Here is a 674-nt window from a genome sequence, read left to right as displayed (position 1 = left end):
TGAGTATCAAACGCCCGATGAGGTGTACTACGGGCAACCGATAGCCTTGGCTAGCCTGAGCCAGGGAAACAACCGGATCATAGCTTAGTGACACCATCAGGTTGTCCAACTGATCGGGTCCACCTCAGTACAAAGATGCACCTCACGACATTATCTTGGATCAGATGGAGAAGAAAAAAGAGGCATACGAATCTAAATACCCGGCCTACGCACGGCAGCTAGATCAGGAAATTCTAAGTATCAAGCGAGTGATTGCTGCTTGTGAGCAGAGCTTTGGAGAGGGTAATGGCTAAAGCCTCAGGGATTGGACAAAAAAATTTGCATCGTTTTATCGCCATGCAAAGAAAAACGTTTGAGGCAACAGGATTGGGACGTTGGGAGTCATGCGACTGGTCGCATTATAACGACGGAAGATCCCTTACTTTTTATAAAGATAGGAGCCGAGGGCAGAGTAAGGGCGTTAAGCTGGATAACGATTATGGATATCAAGACTTTGCGAAAGCCTTAGCGGTTATGGAGCGGTCTAAGGGGCGGGTCGGTGATCATCGAGCTATGGTGATTTCTGGTGTATGGAGGCAAGTTGAAGAGGTGGCGTATCCTGTTGGTTGATCTCGCCAGATCACAACCAACAGAGGAATGATACGCCATGTCAAAGTCTACCCTGCACGCTCTTT

The 674-nt window shown here is 48.1% G+C and carries 1 protein-coding gene; it reads left to right on the top strand.

The features are described from left to right. The first annotated feature begins 285 nt into the window (after positions 1-285). Positions 286-609 (top strand): hypothetical protein, encoded by a 324-nt coding sequence (locus EZI54_RS23995; RefSeq protein ID WP_131484352.1) that lies wholly within the window; start codon positions 286-288, stop codon positions 607-609. Positions 610-674: the final 65 nt, after the last annotated feature.

This window comes from Marinobacter halodurans, assembly GCF_004327985.1.
In the GTDB taxonomy this organism is placed as follows: Bacteria; Pseudomonadota; Gammaproteobacteria; order Pseudomonadales; family Oleiphilaceae; genus Marinobacter_A; species Marinobacter_A halodurans.
The sequence above is the reverse complement of the archived record's forward strand: the minus strand, read 5'-3'. Positions and strand labels throughout refer to the sequence as shown.

Coding starts and splice junctions, on each gene's coding strand:
- EZI54_RS23995 (WP_131484352.1), top strand. CDS start 286: ATGGCTAAAGCCTCAGGGATTGGACAAAAAAATTTGCATCGTTTTATC.